The 18,176-nt window shown below is 69.5% G+C and carries 19 protein-coding genes; 16 read left to right on the forward strand and 3 right to left on the reverse strand.

Features of this window, described 5'->3' with window-relative positions; translation table 11 throughout:
* Positions 1 to 266 precede the first annotated feature (266 nt).
* Entirely contained in the window at positions 267 to 1,463 is a 1,197-nt protein-coding gene (locus HF024_RS01905; protein ID WP_168688440.1) for an ice-binding family protein, read from the forward strand.
* A gap of 39 nt (positions 1,464 to 1,502) precedes the next feature.
* Positions 1,503 to 2,117, forward strand: a complete 615-nt coding sequence (locus HF024_RS01910; protein ID WP_168688441.1) for an HAD family hydrolase — start codon at positions 1,503 to 1,505, stop codon at positions 2,115 to 2,117.
* Here HF024_RS01910 and HF024_RS01915 read toward each other — a convergent pair whose 3' ends face one another.
* Positions 2,118 to 2,879: an alpha/beta hydrolase gene (locus HF024_RS01915; protein ID WP_247597255.1), complete on the reverse strand. Its 762-nt coding sequence runs from the start codon at positions 2,877 to 2,879 to the stop codon at positions 2,118 to 2,120. It lies immediately after the preceding gene.
* Between the two features lie 72 nt (positions 2,880 to 2,951).
* Here HF024_RS01915 and HF024_RS01920 point away from each other — a divergent pair, with 72 nt between their 5' ends.
* The 14 genes from HF024_RS01920 to HF024_RS01985 all read left to right on the forward strand — a co-directional run bounded on the left by HF024_RS01920 (position 2,952) and on the right by HF024_RS01985 (position 16,299).
* On the forward strand, positions 2,952 to 3,377 hold the full coding sequence (locus HF024_RS01920; RefSeq protein ID WP_168688442.1) for a hypothetical protein: 426 nt from the start codon (positions 2,952 to 2,954) through the stop codon (positions 3,375 to 3,377).
* A 158-nt stretch (positions 3,378 to 3,535) separates the two neighbouring features.
* A complete protein-coding gene (locus HF024_RS01925; RefSeq protein WP_085369546.1) occupies positions 3,536 to 4,366 on the forward strand; it encodes an ABC transporter ATP-binding protein in 831 nt (276 codons plus the stop codon).
* 11 nt (positions 4,367 to 4,377) lie between these two features.
* Positions 4,378 to 5,238 carry an ABC transporter permease gene (locus tag HF024_RS01930; protein ID WP_168688443.1) on the forward strand — a complete coding sequence of 287 codons (861 nt, stop codon included), beginning with the start codon at positions 4,378 to 4,380 and terminating at the stop codon, positions 5,236 to 5,238.
* Between the two features lie 126 nt (positions 5,239 to 5,364).
* Positions 5,365 to 6,477, forward strand: a complete 1,113-nt coding sequence (locus HF024_RS01935) for an ABC transporter substrate-binding protein (protein WP_168688444.1) — start codon at positions 5,365 to 5,367, stop codon at positions 6,475 to 6,477.
* A 97-nt stretch (positions 6,478 to 6,574) separates the two neighbouring features.
* Complete coding sequence (locus HF024_RS01940; protein WP_168688445.1) at positions 6,575 to 7,639, forward strand: LLM class flavin-dependent oxidoreductase; 1,065 nt, start codon at positions 6,575 to 6,577, stop codon at positions 7,637 to 7,639.
* Entirely contained in the window at positions 7,636 to 8,295 is a 660-nt protein-coding gene (locus tag HF024_RS01945) for an isochorismatase family cysteine hydrolase (protein WP_168688446.1), read from the forward strand. The genes HF024_RS01940 and HF024_RS01945 overlap by 4 nt, the downstream gene beginning before the upstream one ends.
* Before the next feature lie 5 nt (positions 8,296 to 8,300).
* Positions 8,301 to 9,626, forward strand: a complete 1,326-nt coding sequence (locus HF024_RS01950; RefSeq protein ID WP_247597397.1) for an NtaA/DmoA family FMN-dependent monooxygenase — start codon at positions 8,301 to 8,303, stop codon at positions 9,624 to 9,626.
* Positions 9,627 to 9,639: 13 nt separating this feature from the next.
* Positions 9,640 to 11,418: an MDR family MFS transporter gene (locus HF024_RS01955; RefSeq protein WP_168688448.1), complete on the forward strand. Its 1,779-nt coding sequence runs from the start codon at positions 9,640 to 9,642 to the stop codon at positions 11,416 to 11,418.
* Positions 11,418 to 11,912, forward strand: coding sequence for an NAD(P)H-dependent oxidoreductase (locus HF024_RS01960; RefSeq protein ID WP_085369930.1), 495 nt, complete (start codon positions 11,418 to 11,420; stop codon positions 11,910 to 11,912). The genes HF024_RS01955 and HF024_RS01960 overlap by 1 nt, the downstream gene beginning before the upstream one ends.
* A 5-nt stretch (positions 11,913 to 11,917) precedes the next feature.
* Positions 11,918 to 12,418: a flavin reductase family protein gene (locus tag HF024_RS01965; RefSeq protein ID WP_247597256.1), complete on the forward strand. Its 501-nt coding sequence runs from the start codon at positions 11,918 to 11,920 to the stop codon at positions 12,416 to 12,418.
* Positions 12,419 to 12,522: 104 nt separating this feature from the next.
* Positions 12,523 to 13,920 carry an FAD-binding oxidoreductase gene (locus tag HF024_RS01970; RefSeq protein ID WP_168688449.1) on the forward strand — a complete coding sequence of 466 codons (1,398 nt, stop codon included), beginning with the start codon at positions 12,523 to 12,525 and terminating at the stop codon, positions 13,918 to 13,920.
* Positions 13,917 to 14,510, forward strand: coding sequence for a dihydrofolate reductase family protein (locus HF024_RS01975; protein ID WP_168688450.1), 594 nt, complete (start codon positions 13,917 to 13,919; stop codon positions 14,508 to 14,510). Before HF024_RS01970 ends, HF024_RS01975 begins: the two co-directional genes overlap by 4 nt.
* Positions 14,507 to 15,427, forward strand: a complete 921-nt coding sequence (locus HF024_RS01980) for an NAD(P)-dependent oxidoreductase (RefSeq protein WP_168688451.1) — start codon at positions 14,507 to 14,509, stop codon at positions 15,425 to 15,427. Before HF024_RS01975 ends, HF024_RS01980 begins: the two co-directional genes overlap by 4 nt.
* 26 nt (positions 15,428 to 15,453) lie before the next feature.
* The gene (locus HF024_RS01985; RefSeq protein WP_085369926.1) at positions 15,454 to 16,299 is read left to right on the forward strand and encodes a DUF6597 domain-containing transcriptional factor; all 846 of its coding nucleotides are present in this window, start codon (positions 15,454 to 15,456) and stop codon (positions 16,297 to 16,299) included.
* Here HF024_RS01985 and HF024_RS01990 read toward each other — a convergent pair.
* Positions 16,283 to 16,975, reverse strand: coding sequence for an ABC transporter ATP-binding protein (locus HF024_RS01990; protein WP_168688452.1), 693 nt, complete (start codon positions 16,973 to 16,975; stop codon positions 16,283 to 16,285). The genes HF024_RS01985 and HF024_RS01990 overlap by 17 nt on opposite strands.
* The gene (locus HF024_RS01995) at positions 16,972 to 18,114 is read right to left on the reverse strand and encodes an ABC transporter permease (RefSeq protein WP_168688453.1); all 1,143 of its coding nucleotides are present in this window, start codon (positions 18,112 to 18,114) and stop codon (positions 16,972 to 16,974) included. The genes HF024_RS01990 and HF024_RS01995 overlap by 4 nt, the downstream gene beginning before the upstream one ends.
* Positions 18,115 to 18,176 lie beyond the last annotated feature (62 nt).

Here is an 18,176-nt window from a genome sequence, read left to right on the forward strand (position 1 = left end):
TCCGTCGAGACCGTCCAGTTCGATCCGCGGGATACCGGAGACGACGAAGAACCGTTCGGGGCCTCTTCGACTTCTGATCCTCGCGGGCGGTCGTCGGACGGTTCCTGAGAGTTGCTCTCCTTTGCTAGGCGACCAGAGCGTTACATGATAGACATCAGTTAGTAGAGGCAGACCGGGCGGTATCGCATTCTGTTCATAACCCTTTCCCAACTGAGGGATTGCGTGTGACTATGCATCGTTCTCGTCGTATTCGTTCCGGTTTGATCGTGCTCTCGATCGCGGCCGGCGGCTGTCTGGCTCTCGTCGCCGGAGGCGCGGCCCAGGCCGCGACCACAATCAGCGGCCCCATCGACCTGGGAGACGCCACGTCGTTCGGCGTTCTCGGCGGGAGCGCGGTGACCAACACCGGCCCCTCCGTGATCAACGCGGATGTCGGCGTCAGCCCCGGCACATCGGTCACCGGTTTCACCGGGCCTCCCGCTGGCAGCTTCACGGGCACCCTGCACCAGACCGACGCATTCGCGGGTCAGGCGCAGGCAGACCTGACGACAGCATTCAATTCGGCGGCCGGTTTGACGCCGACCACGTCGGGGCTCGGCGATCTGACGGGCAAGTCGCTCACACCGGGCGTCTACTCGGGCGGCGCGCTCTCTCTCACCGGCAACCTCACCCTCGCCGGGAGCGCGAACTCGGTCTGGGTGTTCCAGGCGGCGAGCACCCTGATCACCGGGTCCGCGAGCACGATCACGCTCACCGGCGGAGCCTCGTCGTGCAACGTGTTCTGGAAGGTGGGAAGCTCGGCCACGCTCGGGAGCTCGTCTCTCTTCGTCGGAACGATCATGGCCGACCAGTCGATCACCGCGACCAACGGCGCCGCCGTCAGCGGACGCCTGCTCGCTCGGACCGCGGCCGTCACCCTCGACGACAACACGGTCACGCTGCCCAGTGGATGCGCGGCTCCCGCCGCGCCCGTCGTCACCGGCAGCCCGGCGATCACCTCGGGCACACCGACGGACGGGGTCGTGGGAACGCCGTACACGTTCGACGTGACCGCATCCGGAACGCCGGCAGCCACCTTCGCCGTGACTGCAGGCACCCTCCCGGCCGGGCTTCAGCTGAACACGGCGACGGGTGAGATCTCCGGCACCCCGACAGGGGCGGGCAGCAGCACGTACACGATCACGGCGACGAACGGGGTCGCGCCCGACGTGTCGGCCATCTACACGACGACGATCACCCCTGCGGCCGTCGTGGGAACCCCGGGAACGCCGGGAACGCCAGGAACGCCGGCAACCCCAGTGACCCCGCAGGATGTTGCCACCCCGACAACCGGCGCAGGCGAACTCGCGAACACCGGCTCCAACGCGGACGGTGTCTGGTGGGTCGGCGGTGCCGCCCTGGTCGTGTTCGGCACCCTCCTCACGCTCGTCCTGTCCCGTCGCCGCGGCGCCCACCGTCAGTAGCCGTTTCACCGATCCGGGCGTTTGCGAGAGGATCGTTGGATGATCCGCGTAGTGCTCTTCGACCTCGACGGCGTGATTCGGCACTTCGACCCGGCGCACGCCGCAGACATCGAACAGAGACACGGGCTTGAGGCGGGAACGCTCGAAGGCATCGCGTTCGCGCAGCCACTGATCGACGACGTCACAACCGGTCGAATCAGCAGAGCCGACTGGATGCGTCGGGTCGGCGCCTTGGTCGGCAGCGCGGCGGCCGCGGAGGAATGGGGTTCTCAATCGCCGGTCGTCGATGAGGAACTTCTGGAGCTTTCCGACGAGATCCGCGCCGTGGGGCTGAGGACGGCCGTGCTCACGAACGGGACGGACACCATCCACGCCGAGATCGCCGCGATGGGTATCGGCAACAGGTTCGATGCCGTCTTCAACTCGGCCGATATCGGGTACGTGAAGCCCGACGTCCGTGCCTTCGGGCACGTCCTCGACGCCCTCGGGGTCGGGGCGGAGGACGTGTTCTTCACCGACGACTCCGCCTCGAAACTGGTGGGCGCCGACGCTCTCTCGATACGAACCCACCTCTTCGAGGGCGTCGCCGGCCTCCGTCGTCAGCTCATCCAGGCAGGCGTCGCCGTCACCGAGCCCGAGCGCGTTCGCCGATAGTCACGCAGCACCGTCGGCCGCACGCGCCAGGAACGCCAGGATCCTCACCGCGGCTTCGCGCGGTTCTCGGATCATCGTCTCGTGCCGGTGGCCGGGAACCTCCAGGTACTGGGCGCCCGGGATGGTCTCCGCCACCTCCGTGCACCAGGGCCGCGGGCAGACCCGGTCGTCGGCGCCGCGCAGCACGAGCGTCGGCACCGCGATCCGTGGGTAGGCGAGTTCCGGACGGTGCACCAGCATGGCGTGCAGCTTGCGCCGGAGGTTCGGGCCGGCGCGCAGGTATTCGCGGCCGCCGCGGTAGAGGACGAGAGGCTTCTCCGGGGCGAGGTCGCGGAGCAGCCGCCAGAGCTGGGGCGCCAGCCGGCGCGCGCTCGGGTCCACCGTGGGCGCGACCAGCACCAGTCGCTCGACGAGTGCGGGATGCCGCACGGTCAGTTCCGTGGCGATCTGCGTGCCCATCGAATGGCCGATCGCCACGACGGGGCCGTGGTCGCGCGAGCGGAGGTAGGCGGCGAGGAGGTCGGCCGTCCGCTCCATCGTCGGGGTGCGCGGGGGCTCGGGGGCGTCCCCGTATCCGGGCTGGTCGATGGCGACGACGCGGCCGTGGGTGGCGAGGATGTCGACGAGTCCGTCGAAGACTTTGCGGCCCATCCCGATCCCGTGGATGAGCAGGAAGACCGGGCGCCCGTCGCCGCGCTCCTCGGCGATCAGTGTCGCACCGGCGTGAGTGAACTCGACGATGACGGGAGCTGACTCTGACACGGTACGACGATAGCGCGGCGGCCGCGATCGGGCGGAAACACCCGTGAAACGTCGCGCATCTACGCTTGCGCCATGTCCTCGTCGAATACGAGCGGGTCTGGGGAGTGGCGGCGATTCACCGACGGTTCGATCGAGCGGGAGATGCTCGTCGCACTCAGTCACCGCGTCGGCGTGGCCTTGCGCCCGCGGTCGCTCACCCTGGCGGGCGGCACGAGGGTCGAAGTCGAGGGGATGGATCCGGCCGGCACCGTCGTGGTGCAGCTCGTGGCGAACCAGGGCGCGTACAAGCCGTCGTATCGCAACAAGGTGATGGCCGACATGTTCAAGCTCCTCTGGCTGCGGTCGAGCGTTCCCGAGGTGGAGCGCGCCGTGCTCGTGGTCACCGCGCTGACCGCCCAGGCGCTGAACGGCTGGGTGGCCGTCGCTGCCGCCGACCTCGGCGTCGAGGTCTACGTGTTCGACGGCCGTGAGGTGGCCTCGCTGCCCCGCCAGAGTTAACGTGCGCGCAATCTTGCGGTGCTGCTGCACGAAACACGGCCTGAATAGGTTGGGGTCATAACAAGCGGACTCCGCGTGGCAGACATCGAACTCGCTACGCACGCTCTCCGCCATCTGGGAACGGGCATGTGTGTCCGTACACGGTATGGAGGGTGCGAATGGTTACACCAGCGGTAGAGCTGAGTTCCGTCGGCAAGGTCTACGGATACGGCCCGTCGGCGATGATCGCGCTGAACGACGTTCAGCTGTCCATCGAACCGGGGAAGTTCGTCAGCCTGATCGGGCCGAGTGGATGCGGCAAGTCGACGCTCCTCCGGATCGTGGCCGGCCTCGAGACCGCCGATCGCGGAGACGTGCGGGTGCACGACGTGACGCCCGCGGAGGCCGGAGCGGCGAAACTGATCGGGCTGGTTCCGCAGACCCCGGCACTCCTGCCGTGGTTGTCCGTGCTCAAGAACGTGACGCTGCCGCGGAAGATCAACCCTGGCGCTGCCAAGCGGCGGGAGCGCATCGGCGACCTGGCCACCCGCCAGGAGGGGAGCGGCGCCCCCGACATGCTCGAGCTGCTCGACCGCGCCGGACTCGCCGAGGCCGCCGACAAGCTCCCCGCCCAGCTCTCCGGCGGGATGCAGCAGCGGGTCGCCATCGTGCGGGCGTTCGGGCTGCAACCGGATGTGCTGCTGATGGACGAGCCGTTCTCCGCGCTCGACGAGTTCACGCGCGAGAGCCTGCAGGACCAGCTGCTCGACCTGTGGGATGAGCTGAAGACGACCGTGGTGTTCGTGACCCACTCCGTCTCCGAAGCCGTGCGCATGTCGGACACCGTCGTCGTCATGGCGCCGCGACCGGGGCGCATCGTCGATGTGATCGACATCGACCTGCCCCGCCCGCGCAACCAGAAACTGTTCGAAGAGCGCCGGTTCCACGAATACGAAGACCTGATCAGAGATCGCCTGCACACCGCGTGGCGATCGACGGATGCGGCGTGAGGGAGATCGAGATGACTGTCGCAACGAATCGGGTCCCCGTGTCGCAGCACGTCGAGGTCGAGCCGCCTGCCGAGCTCTCGCGGTTCAGCCTGAAGCATCCCCGGTCGCGGATCGCGTGGATCCGGCCGGCCGTCTGGCTGCCGCTGGTGGTGATGCTCGCGGTCCTCGCCGTCCTCTGGCAGTGGGGCGCAGCATCCATGCCGTACCTGCTGCCGCCGCTGCAGGCCATCGGCGATTCGCTGGCGGGCAACCTCGGCTACTACCTCGGCAACGCGCTGATCACGCTGGGGGAGGCGACCGCCGGGTTGGCGATCGGCTTCGTCGCGGCCTTCGTGGTCGCCGTGCTCATCAGCGAGCTGCCGGTGGCGCGGAGAGCCATCATGCCGATCGCCGTCGTGCTCAACGTCACGCCGCTCGTCGCCATCGCTCCTGCGCTGGTCGTCGCGTTCGGCTTCGGGCCGCTGCCGAAACTGATCATCACGGCCCTGATCTGCTTCTTCCCGATCCTGATCAACACCGCGGTGGGCCTCCGGTCCGTGCCGCAGCAGGTGATGCAGGTGTACAAGACGATGAACGCCTCCCGGCTCGAGATGCTCGTGCACCTGCGGGTGCCCAACGCCCTGCCGTACATCTTCGCCGCGCTGCGCATCGTCTTCCCGCTCTCGATCATCGGCGCCGTCGTGGCCGAGCTCTCCGCATCCGGTTCGACGGGCGGACTCGGCACGGTCATCAGCGTCGCATCGTCGATGAACCAGCTCGCCGTCGTGTATTCCTCGATCTTCGTCCTCGCCGTCATGGGCGTCCTTCTGCTCGCACTCATCACGCTGATCGAGCGGCGCGTCCTGCACTGGCACGAGAGCTCGACGGACTAGCCGACCGCCGCTCACCGACCACCTCACGCTGCCGCTCCCGCGGCAACGGCGGTCGTCCCGTGTCTCCACCCACCCACAGCACCCCTGCACCCCCCCCTGCACCACCCATCCCCGAAGGAGTGACCCATGCAGCACCGCTTCATCAAGACCGGTCTCGCGACCGTCGCCGCTGTCGTCCTGACACTCGGCGTCGCCGCGTGCAGCTCCGGCGCCCCGGCAGATTCCGCATCGGCCGGCAGCGCGATCTCCGCCGACCGCTGCGCGAAGAACAAGGCAGCCGGAACGATCAACTACCTCTCCGGATACCAGTTCCAGTCGTCGGCGTCGATCCTCGAATACATCGCCGCGAGCAAGCTCGGCTACTTCTCCGACCTGTGCCTGGATGTGCAGCTCAAGCCGGGCAGCGGCGACACGGCCCAGAACACCAAGCTCCTCGCGAGCGGCCAGGCGACCGTGTCCGCCATCTCCCAGCAGGACCTCATCCAGGCCAGGGCGAACGGCATCGACATCGAGGGCATCTCCTCCTATTCGAACGCTGGGCTCGACATCCTGATGACGAACCCCGGCATCACCGACCTCACGCAGCTCGACGGTCAGGTCGTCGGCCACAAGGGCTACGTGCCCGCCTCCGTCGAAGCGATGATGGTGAAGGCCGGCGTCGACTGGAACTCGCTGAAGCTGGTCAAGGAGGGCTACGACCCGTCGGTGCTTCCTCGCAAGCAGGACGGCCTCGCCGCCCTCACCGGATTCATCTCGAACGAGCCCAACCAGCTCAAAGCGGCCGGGGACAAGGTCACCGTCTGGCAGCCGGTGAAGTACGGCATCCCGAGCTCGCTCGGTGCGATGGCGGTGAACCCGGCGTTCGCCAAGGCGCATCCGACCGCGGTGCAGGACGTCCTCCGGGCCGCGCTGCACGCCTACGAATACTGCACGGCCAATGACGCGAACATCGAGAAATGTGTCGGCTTCGCGGCCGACCTGTCCGGCGGAGCGACCTACGACACGAAGCTCAACGCCACCATCTGGAAGACCGAGACCCAGGTCGTCGCAGACAACCCCACTCCCGGCCAGCCGCTCGGCGGGATGGATGCGGAGAACATCACGAAGCTCGTCGACATGCTGCACCAGTTCGAGATCGTGCCGGCCGGCGTGACCGGGACCGAAGCCGCCGACTGGTTCGACGACTCGTACATCAAGGCCATCTACAAGGGCGACGCCCTCATCTGGCCCGCGCCGTAGCCCGGACAGCACCGACCCCGGGGCGGGGAAACGCCTCCCCGCCCCGGGTACCACCAGCCTCAGCACCAGCACGGAACCGCACCGAAAGGCCCGCAGAATGTCAGCGAAAGACTATGGAATCTTCCTCCCCATCGGGAACGGGGGATGGATGCTCTCGACCACCGCCCCGCATCCGGAAGCCTCATACGCCTGGAACAAGCGAGCCGCGCTGCACGCCGAGAACATCGGACTCGACTTCATCATGTCGATGGCCAAATGGCGCGGATTCGGTGGCACCACCGACCACTGGGGCCGCTCTCTCGAATCCATGACGATGATGTCGGCGCTCGCCGAAGCGACCGATCGCGTCAAGATCTGGGCGACGATGCACGCCAACGTGCACAACCCTGCCGTCGCGGCGAAGATGTACGCCACCCTGCAGGACGTCTCCGGCGGTCGCGCAGGCATGAACATCGTGAACGGCGCGTACGCGGGCGAGTTCGAGCAGTTCGGCATCTGGGACGAGACGCTCAGTCACGCCGACCGGTACGCGATGACGGAGCTGTGGACCGAAGCGGTCACCCGGCTCTGGAGCGAGGACTCCGTGACCATGCACACCCCCTACTTCGACCTGGTCGACTGCGAATCGCGGCCGCACCCCTCGTCGCAGCCCACCATCATCAGCGCGGGCAAATCGGAGGCCGCGCGGGCGTTCCAGGCCCGCTTCGCCGACGGCGCGTTCCTCGCGGGCGACAGCCTGGAGGAGATGACGGAACTCTCCGCCGACGTTCACGCCCGCGCAGCCGCCAACGGCCGGACCTGCAAGACGTACTCGATGCTCACCGTCGTGCAGGACGAGACGGATGCGCTCGCCGACAAGAAGGTGAAGGAGTGGGGAGCAGGCGTCGACCGCGAAGCGCTGGCCAACATGCGCGCATCCTGGGGTGTGCCGGAGGACCAGGCGCGGGCCTGGGCATCCGGCGCTGTCGGTGAGGCCGCGTTCCAGACGGCGTACGTCGCCGGGTCCGCTCAGACCGTGACGGAGCACATCCAGTACATCGTCGGCGAGGCGGACCTCGACGGGCTGATGCTGATCTTCCCCGAATACGACCAGGACATGGTGCTGTTCGGCGAGACCGTTCTCCCCGCTCTGCGCGCGCACGACGAGGCGGGAACCCGATGAGCGCCCTCCGCGAAGCCCAGTTCGGCCGGCTCACCGCCCCCGGCAGCAAGCCGGCCTTGGTGGTCGTCGACGTGCAGCGCGACTTCGGCGACCCGGCTGCGCTCGGTGCGTACGGCCTGACCGACGAGGTCGTCGCCGGGCTCGACGCCACCGTCTCCCGCATCGCGGCGCTGGTCGACAGTGCCAGGGAGCTCGGCGTGCCGGTGGTCTGGGTGGAGCTCGGCAGCGATCCGGCCCGGCCGTGGAAGTCCAGCAACTGGTTGCGCGAAGGCGACTACGACGCACCGATGGGCGAGACCGAGCCGTGCATCGTCGGGACAGCCGGCGCCGAGTGGTACCGGATGGAGCCCGCCGCCGACGAGCTCCGGGTGGTCAAGCGCGGATACAGCGGCTTCCTCGGCACGGACCTCGACGAGCGGCTGCGGGCGAACGGCTACGACTGGCTCACCATCGTCGGGCTCACCAGCGAGTGCTGCGTCGACGCAACGGCACAGGATGCGATGCAGCTCGACTGGCCCGTCGTGGTGCCGAGGGACGCGACAGCGGCGTACGACCTGGCGGTCCACGAGGCCGCGCTGACTCAGCTCGAACTCAACGTCGCCGTGATCTCGGACGTGGACGAGGTCGTCGGCCTCTGGAAGAAGGCCACATCGTGAGCGGCATGCACATCGCGTACGACCTCTCCTTCACCCACACCGAGGGCCGCTGGACGCAACCGGGGTCGTGGGTCGGCCAGCAGTTCCCCGACGTGCGCATGTACATGGAGGTGGCCCGCACCGCAGAGCGCGCGGGCGTCGACATGCTCTTCTTCGGCGACGGTTCTGGAATCCCCAGCACGTGGCGAGGCAGCATCGACCCTGCCGTGGAGTGGGGCATCCAGTGGCCGCGCCAGGACATGTCGCCGATCATCGCCGCCATGTCGACGGTGACGGAGAACATCGGGTTCGGGCTCACGTACTCGTCGACGTTCATGCACCCGTTCTACGTCGCGCGCCTGCTCAACTCGCTCGATCACGTGACCGGCGGCCGGATCGCGTTCAACGTCGTGGCGTCGAGCCGCGGCGCGGATGCGGCCAACTACGGATACGCGCAGCTGATCGACCACGACCTGCGCTACGAGCGCATGGAGGAGTTCATCGGCGTCTGCCGTGCCCTGTGGGACTCGGTGGCCCCGGATGCGATCATCCGCGACAGGGCGACGGGCCGGTTCGCCGACCCGTCGAAGGTGCGGGCGATCGACCACGACGGGCAGTTCTTCACCGTCAAGGGACCGCTGGCGTCGGTGCCGAGCCCGCAGGTGCATCCGGTGATCGTGCAGGCGGGCAACTCCCCGCGTGGGATCGCCGGCTCCGCGTCGTTCGCCGACCTGATCTTCGGCTTCGGCGGCAACCTCGCCGGGCAGCAGCGCCATCGCCGGATGCTCGACGAAGCCCTCGTGGCCGAAGGGCGCGACCCCGCGCACATCGGCATCCTCTGGGCGACCCAGGTGATCGTCGGCCGCACCGCGCAGGAGGCGCAGACCCGCCGCGACGCCGTCGTGGACTTCTGGACGGACGAGGCGGTCGGCACCATGCTGTCGCACAACGCCGGCTACGACTTCTCCACGCTGCCGGCATCGTTCCGCCTCGGCGAGCTGCGGGACGAGATCGTCGCCGCCAACGCCAGCCCGGCCGGATTCGTCGGTGCACTGGTCGCGGAGTTCGGCGGCGAGCACACGATGTCGAGGACGGAGTTCTTCGAGCACGGCTGGGAGGCGGCGACCGGCCTCGACCACACGATCGTCGGCGACGCGGCGACGGTGGCGGACGCGCTCGAGGAGAACTTCGCGCTGACCGGGTCGCGCGGCGGGTACATGCTGTCGAGCCCGCTCTCCATGCCGTCCGGGCTCGCCGAGCTGAGCGAGTCGCTGGTGCCGGAGCTGCGGCGTCGGGGCGCACTCGCCCCGCGCTATCCGGGTGCGACGCTGCGCGAGAACCTGGCGGTGTGACGTGAACGGCGTCGTGCGACAGGGGACACGCGACTGGCTCGCGCTCGGCAGCCTGTGCCTCGGTTTCTTCATGCTGCTCCTCGACAGCACGATCACGTCGGTGGCCCTGCCGGCGATGATGACCGGGCTGGGCGCGACGCAGACCCTCGCGATCTGGGTCAACAGCGGATACCTCATCGCATACGCAGTGCCGCTGCTGATCGCGGGCAGGCTGGGCGACCGGTTCGGGCACCGGCGCGTGTATCTCGTGGGGCTGGCAGCGTTCACGATCGGATCCCTGCTGTGCGCCGTCGCCCCGTCGGTCGGCTGGCTCATCGGCTGGCGCGTCGCACAGGGTGTCGGGGCGGCGCTGATGACCCCGCAGTGCCTCACGATCATCCGGTCGCTGTTCACCGCGCCGCGACTCGCGGTCGCGCTCGGGATCTGGGGAGCGGTCGGCGGGGCAGCGACGGTCGCCGGTCCTCTCGTCGGCGGGCTCTTGGTCGGGACAGCCGGGTGGCCGGCGATCTTCGCGGTCAACATTCCGATCGGGGTGATCACGGCGGTCGCGGTGCTGCTCTGGGTGCCCGTCTCGGAGCGCCGGTCTGCGCGCATCCCGCTGTGGGCGATGGTCGGCAACGCGCTGGGGCTCTTCACGCTGGTGCTCGGGATCCAGGGCACGGTCGCGTCGTCGGCGTCCGTGGCGGGCGTTCCGCGCTGGGCACTGGCGGTGTCTGGTGCTCTGGTGGTCGCTGCGGTCATCTGGCTGCAGCGGCGAGCGGCCGACCGTGCGCTCCTTCCCCTCTCGCTGTTCCGCAGCCGGGGGTTCGTCACCGCGTCGTGGGGAGCGGCGGCCGCCGCGTTCTGTGTCGGCTCCGCGCCCATCCCGCTCATGCTCGCCCTGCAGGACGACCGAGGGCTGGCTGTGCTGACCGCGTCGCTCGTGCTGGTGCCGATGGGGGTCGTCTGCCTCGTCGCCGCGCCGATCTCGGCCGCGATGAACAACTCGGTCGGGCCGCGGGTGGTCGCGATCATCGGGGCCGTGGCGCTCGTCGTCTCGATCGGCGGCACGGCTGCGCTCATCGCGGTGGCGGCTCCGCTCTGGACGATCTCGGTCGCGTTCGCGCTGTTCGGTATCGCCAACTCGTTCATCTGGTCGCCGTTCTCGATCGCGACGGTGACCTCGGTCGACCGGTCGTCGGTCGGAGCGGCCTCCGGCACCTTCAACTCGCTGAAACAGCTCGGCGCCGTCCTCGGCAGCGCGGTCACCGCTGTGGTGCTCGCAGCCGCGGGCAACGCCGTCGCGCTCGGCGTGCTCGCCGCCGTGGGGGTGCTGAGCGTCGTGGCAGCGTCGCTGCTCCGGCTCACGCCGCCGAAGCCCGAGGTGAGCGGCCTCCTCGTGGGCGTCGTGGTGCCCGGTGAGGGCGCTGGGCACGGACTCGGTTACCCGACGGCGAACCTGGCGGTCGAGCATCCGGTCGCCGCGCCGGCTGACGGTGTCTACTTCGGTGGGTTCCGTGCGGATTCGTGGCCGGCCCCACTGCCTGCGCTCGTCTCGATCGGGACGAACGACACCTTCCCCGGTCGCGCGCACACGATCGAAGTGCACGTCCTCGACTTCGACGGCGACTTGTACGGACTGCGCGCGGAGGTGAGCACCGACCGACTGATCCGCGCCCAGCGGACGTTCGCGAACGCCGACGAGCTGATCGACGCGATGCGCGAGGACGAGCGCGGCGCCCGGTCGCTGCTCGCCGAAAGCCGGCACGGAGAGACAGAAATCCAGCACCGAGTAGAACGGACGAAGGTCTGATGGTCACAGCAGCAGTCATCGTTGGCAACCCGAAACCCCATTCCCGCACCCGCGACGCCGCCGAGCGTCTCGCCGCAGCCCTCGGGGCCACGTCGACGACCGTGGAGGTGTCCGAATTGGGGGCCGGCCTGCTCGGGTTCGGCGACCCGCTGGTCGCCGACGCGGTGGCGCACGTGCAGCGCGCGGACATCGTCATCGCCGCTTCGCCCACGTTCAAAGGCACGTACACCGGCCTGCTCAAGCTCTTCCTCGACCAGTTCGCGACGGGGACCGGCCTGGCCGGTCAGGTCGCAGTGCCGGTGATGCTCGGCGCCGGCCCCGCTCACGCGCTCGCGCCTGAGCTCAGCCTCAAGCCGGTGCTCGTGGAGCTCGGGGCGATCTGCCCGGCCCAGGGCCTCTACCAACTCGATTCGCGCTACGCGGACGAGGGCTCGCTCGACACGTGGGTCGCCGCGTGGGCACCCGCCATCCTCGGTTTCGTTCGAGAGAAGTGATCGCCATGACCATGATGTACGACTTCACCACCGACCCGGAAGAGATGCGCGCGGCCTTCTCCGGCTTCCCCTCCGGGGTCGCCGCCCTCGCCGCGTCGATCGACGGGGAGGCGGTGGTGATGATCGCGTCGTCCTTCTCGGTCGGAGTGTCCTACGAACCGCCGATGGTGTCGTTCGCAGCGCAGCGCAGCTCGACCACCTGGCCGCAACTCGCGGCGGCGCCGGTGATCGGAGTGTCCATCCTCGGAGAGGGTCACGCCGAGAAGACCAGCCAGCTCGCCTCTCGCGACAAGAGGAACAGGCTCCTCGGGGTGCGCAAGGCCGAGGTCGGCTCCGGCGCGGTCTTCCTGGAGGGCTCGCCCACCTGGCTGGAGTGCGTGGTGGAGCACAGCTATCCGGCGGGCGACCACGACATCATCGTGCTCCGCGTCCTCGCCATGATGAGCGACGAGCTCCCGACGCCGATCGTGTGGCACCAGCGTCGGGTGAAGATCTTGCAGGGGTAGGTCCGGACGAGAGCCGTCCGCCCACGCGCGTGCGCAGTCAGGGCTCGGCTCCCGTGCACGATTTGTTCAAGAGGGGCACCCCCGCCCGCTTCTATGGTCGAGCCATGTCCGATCTCGGAGTGCTCGGTGCCACGCTCGACGGGGAACTGCTGACCCCGGGCGTCGCCGGATACGACGACGTGCGGCGGCCGCGCAACGTCGCCTTCGCCGATGTGCGGCCCCGCGCGATCGTGCTGTGCCGCTCCGAACGGGATGCGGTCGCCGCTGTCCGGTACGCCGCCCGCTCGGGCCTTCGCCTGGCCCCGCGCGGCGGAGGACATTGCTTCGCCGGGCGGTCGAGCACGGATGGCATGGTGCTCGACCTCTCCGCACTGTCGGGGATCGACGTACGGAGCGACGGGACGGCGTCGATCGGCGCCGGCGCCCGTCTCGGGCAGGTGTACCGGGCGCTCTGCGCGCACGGTCGCACGCTTCCCGGCGGCTGCGGCGCCGGTGTCGGGATCGCCGGTCTCACCCTCGGCGGCGGGATCGGGTTGCTCGGCCGCTCGGCCGGGCTCACCTCCGACCGGCTGGTCGGCGCGCGCGTCGTGCTCGCCGACGGCGCGGTGGTCGACTGCGACGCCGAACGCGAACCCGACCTGTTCTGGGCGCTGCGCGGCGCGGGAGGAGGGCAGTTCGGGGTGGTGACCTCGTTCCGGTTCGCCACCATCGCCGAACCCGACACCGTGCGGGTGGATGCACGCCCGCACGTCCTCGATCTCGATGCGGCCGCCGGGCTGATCGGGGCGTGGCAGCGGTGGGCTCCCGGTGCTCCGGATGCACTCACCGTCTGCCTCACGGTCGAGGGCGCATCCGGCGGGCCAGGCGTTCTGGTGAGCCTATCCGGCGCATCCACTCTTCCGGTGGTGCACACCCGCGAGCTGCTGGACGCGTTCGCCGCGACGGCGCCGGTGCCGATCGAGCTGCGGCTGAGCGGGCCGATGCCGTTCTCGGCTCTCAAAGACACGCTCGCCGACGACGCGCGCTCAGCGGACGGACAGCCGCTGCGCATCCGTTCGGAGTTCTTCGACGGGGAGCTGTCCGAGGGGACGCTCGTCCGGCTCGCCACGGCGCTCACCGCCACCGCCGTCACCGCCGCGGAGCGGGGAGGCGGCACGCGCCGGCTGACCTTCACCCCGATGGGCGGCGGATACGACCGTGTCGCCGAGCACGAGACGGCCTTCGCGCACCGCGGCCAGCGCTTCCTCCTCGAGCACGCCGCCGCGCCGGGAGACGACTGGGTCGACGTGTCGTGGACGACAGCGCATCCGGAGGCGTCCGGCCGGGTCTACCCGAACTTCCCGGATGCCGCCCTGACCGATCCCGTCGCGGCGTACCACGCGGGCAACGCCGCGCGTCTCGCGGAGGTGAAGCGGCACTACGACCCGCACGGCTTCTTCCGCTTCCCGCAAGCGATCGATCCGGGCACCACGAAACACGACACGAAAGAGGTTCGATCATGAGCAAAGTCATCTGCGGCCTGTCCGTCTCCGTCGACGGGTACATCACCGGGCGCGATCCCGGTCCCGGCCGCGGGCTCGGAGACGGCGGAGCGCTCTTCGACTGGTACGGCAGCGGCGAGGTGCAGAGCAGGGTGTTCGACGGGTTCCGGCTGACAGAGCCGAGCGCTCGCGTCTTCGACGAGCTCGCCTCCCGGGTGGGCGCAACCCTCGCCGGTCACACCACGTACACGGATTCCAACGACTTCGCGGGAGGGGCACCGCACCCCACCGCCCCGCTCGTGGTGCTCAGCCATTCGGCGTTCCCGCCGGAGAACGAGCGTCAGACCATCGTGAGCACCGGGATCGTGGATGCGGTCGCTGCGGCCAAACGCGCGGCCGGCGGTAAGGACGTCGGCCTGATGGGCGGGGTGCTCGTGACCGAGGCCCTCGCGGCGGGGGTTGTGGACGAGCTGATCCTGCACCAGGTGCCCATCCTGCTCGGGGCCGGCCGTCGCTTCTTCCACGAACTGCCCGGCCACATCCGGCTGCGCATCCTGGAGGTCGTGTCCGCGCCGGACGTCACCCACCTGCACTTCGAGGTCGAGCGATGATCCTGGTCACCGGAGGGCTCGGGATGATCGGGGCGCACACCGCCGCCGCCCTCGCCGACAGCGGGGAGGAGGTGGTGGTGACCGCGCACCGCTCCACGCGCATCCCGTCGTTCCTCGCCGGGCGCGTGCAGGTGGAGACGATCGACGTCACAGACAGGGACGCGGTTCTGGCTCTGGGGGAGCGGTACGACATCCGGGACATCGTGCACCTCGCCGGGAGCATCCCGGACGGCGACCCTCTCGCATTCTTCCGGCACGACCTGGCCGGGCTGCTCACCATGCTGGAGGCGGCGCAGGCGTGGTCGGTGCGCCGGTTCGCGGTCGCGAGCAGCATCGGGGTCTACACCGGGCGCCCGGAGATCCCGTGGGACGAGGAACTGGCGCTCCCGCTCGCGGACCTGCCGCACGCGATCGTCGCGTTCAAGAAGGCGGTCGAGCCGCTCACCCTGTTCGCCCTCGCGGGGACCGGTGTGCAGCCCGTGCTGCTGCGCATCGGCGGCACCTGGGGGCCGCTGATGGATCCGGAGTCGCCGTTCAGCATCATCCCGCCATACGTCGGAGCGCTCCGCAGGGGCGAGCAACCGCCTCCGCTGTACGCCGACGACGGCGGCGATTGGGGATACGCGCCGGACAACGGAAGGGCGATCGCGCTGCTGATTACCGCCGACACGCTCGAGCACACGGCGTACAACGTGTCGAGCGGCACGCGCTACACCAACCGGGAACTGGTCGAAGCGCTCGCTGCCGCGCTGCCGGGCACCAGGGTCGACCTGCTGGACGGGCGTTCCTCCGACGCGGGCGACGATCCGTACCTCGACATCCGGCGGCTCACGGCCGCCACCGGGTTCGCGCCGCGGTTCGACCTGCGGGCGGCGGTGGCCGATTACGTGGCCTGGCGCGCGGGCAACGACCGTTAGTATTCGCGGGTGGGGAGGTGCCACGGATGACGGAGTCGTACATCGAGCGGCGGCCATCGCCTGCGCTCGCGCACGTGATCCGAACCGTGTGGGTGCACCGCACCGGCGACGCTCCGTACGTGCAGCGGCACCTGCCGACCGGGGGTGTCGAGCTGCACATCCCGATCGGTGGCGCGCCGACCATGATCGGGCCGCTCACAGCGCACAGCATCGAGTGCATCCCGCCGCACACGACCATCGTGGGGGTGCGGTTCTTCCCCGGTGCCCCGCCGCCGCTGCCCGTGGTGCTGGACGAGCTGGTGGACACGCGGATCGTTCTGCGCGACGCCTGGGGCGGCCTGGCCGACCGGCTCTCCGACCGGATGGCGGAGGCGGGGGATGTGCGCCGAGCGGTCGCCGTGCTCGAAGAGACGCTCCTCCACGAGTTCAGGAGGGCGGAGCGCGGCGGCGACCGCCAGGTGCGGGAGGCGGTGGCGGTGCTGATGCCCTGGCATCCCGTCGGGATCGGGGACGTCGCCGAACACGTCGCGCTCTCCGAGAGCCAGCTGCGCCGCCGCTCCCTGCAGGTGGTGGGCCTCAGCCCGAAGGTGCTGCAGCGAACGCTGCGGTTCCAGGGCTTCCTCGCGCTGGCGCAGGCCGGGATCGCCCCGAGCGGCAGGCGCGGAGACGACGGCATCGCGGGGCTCGCGGTCGACGCCGGATACGCCGACCAGGCCCACCTCAACCGCGAGTGCCTGCGGCTGACCGGTCTGACGCCGCGGCAGCTGCTGCACGGGGACGTGGAGCGGTGCGCGTGCGGGCACGATCACGCGGCGTCGTATCTGCCGTTCCTCGCGACCCGCACGGCGCGTCCGCTCACACCACCGGGCTGAGCTCCGCCAACCGGCCGTCAGTCATCTCCAGCACGCGGTCGCAGTAGTCGAGGACGCCGCGGTCGTGGGTGACCATGACGACGGCGACTCCGGATGCGTGGGCTCGCTCGGCCAGGAGGCTCACCACCTCGTGGCTGCGCGCGCGGTCGAGCGCAGCCGTCGGCTCGTCGACGAGGAGGAGCGACGGGTTGTTCACCAGGGCGCGGGCGATGCCGACGCGCTGGCGCTCGCCTCCGGAGAGCTGCCCGGGGCGGTTGCCGGCGCGGTGGCTCATGCCGACCGCGTCGAGGAGGGCTGCGGGGTCCGCGTCGCGGTTGCCCGCCAGACGGGCGGTCAGTCGCAGCTGGTCGGAGGCTGTCAGAGCGGGCAGGAGGTTGCCGGACTGGAAGACGAAACCGATCGTCGACAGGCGGAAGCGTGCCGCCGCGCCTTTGCTGAGTGTGGTGATGTCCGTGCCGTGGATGCGCACCGTTCCGCTGTCCGGCCGGCCGAGCGCTCCCGCAATCGCGAGAAGGGACGACTTGCCGGAGCCGGATGGACCGACGACGGCGACGAACTCGCCGGGCTGGACGGTGAGCGAGACGTCGTCGAGGGCGGTGACGCGGGCGTCTCCGTCGCCGAGCTCGAGGCGTGCTCCGACGATCTCGAGTGCTGGGGTGGTGGTGTTTCCGGTCATCGTTGTCCTCCGAGAGCGGTGATGGGGTCGACTCGGGAGATGCGGAGGACGGCGATCCCGGCTCCGATGATCCCGAGGACGATGGTGAGAAGGGAGGCGATGGCGATCGGGCCGGCCTCCAGGTCGAACGGCATGGCGTCCGGCATGAGCGCGCCCATCCCGACACCCGCTGCGACGCCGAGGGCGGTGAAGCCGACGAGCAGGATCGTTCCCTGGGCGAGGCTGTCACGCAGGAGGTAGCCGGTGGATGCGCCGACCGCCCGCAGCACGGCGATCTCGTGGGTGCGCTGGATGGTCCACACCGTGAAGAACGCTCCGACCACGAGGGCGCAGATGGCGTAGAGGAACACCTGGATCATGGTCAGCGTCATCGTCTCGGCCTCGTACCCGGGGGAGGCGTTGAATGCGGCCGTGCGTGTCATCGTCATGGTGCCCGCCGTCTTGTCGATCGCGGCGAAGTCGGGGGTGACGCCGTCTTTCGCCTTGATGGCGACGACGCTCGAGTAGTCGTATGCGACCTGGTCGATCGCGGCCTGGGTCGGCGCACCGGCCGGGGCCGTGTTCGAGGCGATCAGCTGCCAGGTGCCGATGGGGAGGTACGCGACGTCCACGTGGCCGAAGGTCGCCTGGCCTTCGGTGAAGCCGACGACGGTCAACTCCACGTTCGAGCGATCCAGCTTCACCGTGCTGCCGAGCTTCAGCCCGGCGTCCTTCGCGGTCTCGGACACGACGATTCCCGCCGGGCCGGAGAGCCGGGTTCCGCTGGAGACGGCGGGGTCGAGGAAGCCGCCAGGCTCGACGCCGAACAGAGTGAGGTCCACCTGCTTGTCGGAGTCTGTGACGCCATTGACGATGCTGACGCCCATCGGCTCCGCCTGAGCGACGCCGTCGGCATCCTGCCAGGAGTTCAGCTGCTTCTTGTCGACGAGCGACCGGCTGAAGGCGTTGTCGGTGATGGTGCCTTTGTCGAAAGCGAACGCGGTGGCCGGCATGGATTTCAGGCCGGAGACACCGTCGTTGACGAGACCGGAGGAGAGGCCGGAGAGCAGCACCACGAGCACGGCGATCAGTGCGATCACGATGCCCATCAGGGTGAAGCGGCCTCGAGCGAACCGCAGTTCGCGCAGAGCGAGGAACATGACACATCCTTGGAGAGGGCGAGGGGTACCGACAGTGTGTCGGTAAAGATACCGACAGTCTG

The sequence above is a fragment of the Leifsonia sp. PS1209 genome, assembly GCF_012317045.1.
Lineage (GTDB): Bacteria > Actinomycetota > Actinomycetes > Actinomycetales > Microbacteriaceae > Leifsonia.

Coding starts and splice junctions, on each gene's coding strand:
- HF024_RS01910 (WP_168688441.1), top strand. CDS start 1,503: ATGATCCGCGTAGTGCTCTTCGACCTCGACGGCGTGATTCGGCACTTC.
- HF024_RS01920 (WP_168688442.1), top strand. CDS start 2,952: ATGTCCTCGTCGAATACGAGCGGGTCTGGGGAGTGGCGGCGATTCACC.
- HF024_RS01925 (WP_085369546.1), top strand. CDS start 3,536: ATGGTTACACCAGCGGTAGAGCTGAGTTCCGTCGGCAAGGTCTACGGA.
- HF024_RS01930 (WP_168688443.1), top strand. CDS start 4,378: ATGACTGTCGCAACGAATCGGGTCCCCGTGTCGCAGCACGTCGAGGTC.
- HF024_RS01935 (WP_168688444.1), top strand. CDS start 5,365: ATGCAGCACCGCTTCATCAAGACCGGTCTCGCGACCGTCGCCGCTGTC.
- HF024_RS01940 (WP_168688445.1), top strand. CDS start 6,575: ATGTCAGCGAAAGACTATGGAATCTTCCTCCCCATCGGGAACGGGGGA.
- HF024_RS01945 (WP_168688446.1), top strand. CDS start 7,636: ATGAGCGCCCTCCGCGAAGCCCAGTTCGGCCGGCTCACCGCCCCCGGC.
- HF024_RS01950 (WP_247597397.1), top strand. CDS start 8,301: ATGCACATCGCGTACGACCTCTCCTTCACCCACACCGAGGGCCGCTGG.
- HF024_RS01960 (WP_085369930.1), top strand. CDS start 11,418: ATGGTCACAGCAGCAGTCATCGTTGGCAACCCGAAACCCCATTCCCGC.
- HF024_RS01965 (WP_247597256.1), top strand. CDS start 11,918: ATGACCATGATGTACGACTTCACCACCGACCCGGAAGAGATGCGCGCG.
- HF024_RS01970 (WP_168688449.1), top strand. CDS start 12,523: ATGTCCGATCTCGGAGTGCTCGGTGCCACGCTCGACGGGGAACTGCTG.
- HF024_RS01975 (WP_168688450.1), top strand. CDS start 13,917: ATGAGCAAAGTCATCTGCGGCCTGTCCGTCTCCGTCGACGGGTACATC.
- HF024_RS01980 (WP_168688451.1), top strand. CDS start 14,507: ATGATCCTGGTCACCGGAGGGCTCGGGATGATCGGGGCGCACACCGCC.
- HF024_RS01985 (WP_085369926.1), top strand. CDS start 15,454: ATGACGGAGTCGTACATCGAGCGGCGGCCATCGCCTGCGCTCGCGCAC.
- HF024_RS01990 (WP_168688452.1), bottom strand. CDS start 16,975: ATGACCGGAAACACCACCACCCCAGCACTCGAGATCGTCGGAGCACGC.
- HF024_RS01995 (WP_168688453.1), bottom strand. CDS start 18,114: ATGTTCCTCGCTCTGCGCGAACTGCGGTTCGCTCGAGGCCGCTTCACC.